The sequence below is a fragment of the Streptomyces sp. NPDC015345 genome (assembly GCF_043078805.1).
Classification (GTDB): Bacteria; Actinomycetota; Actinomycetes; order Streptomycetales; family Streptomycetaceae; genus Streptomyces.
The window spans coordinates 6,690-8,255 of the sequence record NZ_JBIBTX010000017.1 but is presented as its reverse complement, the minus strand read 5'-3'; the positions used below and the strand labels follow the sequence as shown (position 1 = coordinate 8,255).

General features: G+C 66.9%; 1 protein-coding gene. It reads left to right on the top strand.

The features are described from left to right. The first annotated feature begins 1,125 nt into the window (after positions 1–1,125). Positions 1,126–1,308, top strand: a complete 183-nt coding sequence (locus ACF062_RS38390; RefSeq protein ID WP_392144747.1) for a hypothetical protein — start codon at positions 1,126–1,128, stop codon at positions 1,306–1,308. Positions 1,309–1,566 lie beyond the last annotated feature (258 nt).

Sequence of the window (1,566 nt, the reverse complement as noted above, 5' to 3'; positions counted from 1 at the left end):
CCCGCGGAGCGGGTCCCTTCGGGCTGCGCCCGAAGAAGCAGAATTCGCTTCGCGAATTCAAGAAAGGTGCTGCGCACCTTTCCGCTAAACCCGCTCCGCGTGTTTAGCAATTCACACTCCGCGTGAATTGGTGGCTCCGCTGCGCTCCACCACCAAAAGGAATGCAATTCCCGCTGCGCGCGAATTGCGGGGCCTCCGCTGCGCTCCCGCCCCACCGGCTTCGCCGGGCAGCAAGGACGAGTGTGGCCCGGGTGACCTTGCACTTCAAGCCAAATGACGGGGCGTCGACTCCCGCCTCCTGGCCGCGCCCCACCCCGGGCGGCCAGCCCTCCGCCGAAACCCCCGTCGACCACCACCACGGCACGACCCGGAGAATGCTTCAAAAAGCGGGCGCAGACCAACTCTGGAACCAGCCACCATCCCCACTGCATCACCTGATACAGCATGTTCTTTTGGCAGAACCAGACCGCACCCCCTCACCCTGCCCCAACCAGGTGCATCAACAAATAGGGCTGTGTACTGATTGGGGGAACCGTGCTCCACCGCCCCGCACGCAGGGGGCGCCCACCCCACCCCCAGACCACGGCCCATATCCCGGTGTCCCACACCCCAAGAACCCCGAGGGAAACGAGGGGTGGCGGGAGGAAGGGCCGTCTCCGTGATGGCATCCCGGACCGAGTTACTGACGGGGCAACGCCGCTTGAAAGCCATTCCCAAGCAAGCACCGCAAGGTGTTCCTTGGTCGCTGTACGGCCCGTGTGCCTACGCCCGTCGGGCCACCGCCAACTGGCCTTGTCTGGCTAAGGGCAGGGAGAGTCACGATGCGCGGAGTGGTGGAGCGGGCGCATTCGACGCGCTCACTCCGTAGGAGGGGAGAGTCGGCACTGTCGTCCCCGAGGTGAAGGCCTCAACCCTCTCCTGCCCTGCCTGTGTGACTGACTTCAGATTAAGCGTGAAGTTGCAGGTCACGGGCGTTTGCGCCGCTAACCACCGCCTCAACGACCATGACGCGGCCAATGCAGACCGCCACCACAGGACGCAAGGGGTGCCTACACCGCAGCCTCCATCCGCTCCGTCCGCGTACGGGAACCGTCCTGTGTGCCTGATCCCGAGGGGAAACACCACATGTCCACGCTCGCCCTGCTCGTCAGCTTCCTGCTCGCCCTGATGACTCTGGTGGTCGTCGGAGCCGTCTCCTACACCGTCCACCGCCGCCCCGCGCTGCGCCACGCCGTCACGGCCGGCCTCGCCGCGTTCGCCGCCATGGCCACCGTCATCGGCGTCATCGTCTCCGCCCGCGGACAGTGAACCGGCGGGAAGCCGCGGGAAGCGGCGTGGGCCTACTTCCCTGGCCGCGTGTGCCTCCCACAGTCGTGAACAACTGCTGGCGTGAGTCGTCGAATAGATGCGGCAGCCGCCGCGTCCGTGCAGCCGCGCGTCGTGACGGCACTCCTGAAGCCTCCCCAGCGAGGTCGCGCCCTGGGTCGCATCGGTCGGCGCCATGTGCGGACTGCCGACATACGGCCTGAGCAGGGAGACAAGGGGTCCGCGCGAGGCCGCTCGGGG

Excerpts from the sequence above, each read along its gene's own strand:
- ACF062_RS38390 (WP_392144747.1), top strand. The coding sequence starts at position 1,126 with ATGTCCACGCTCGCCCTGCTCGTCAGCTTCCTGCTCGCCCTGATGACT.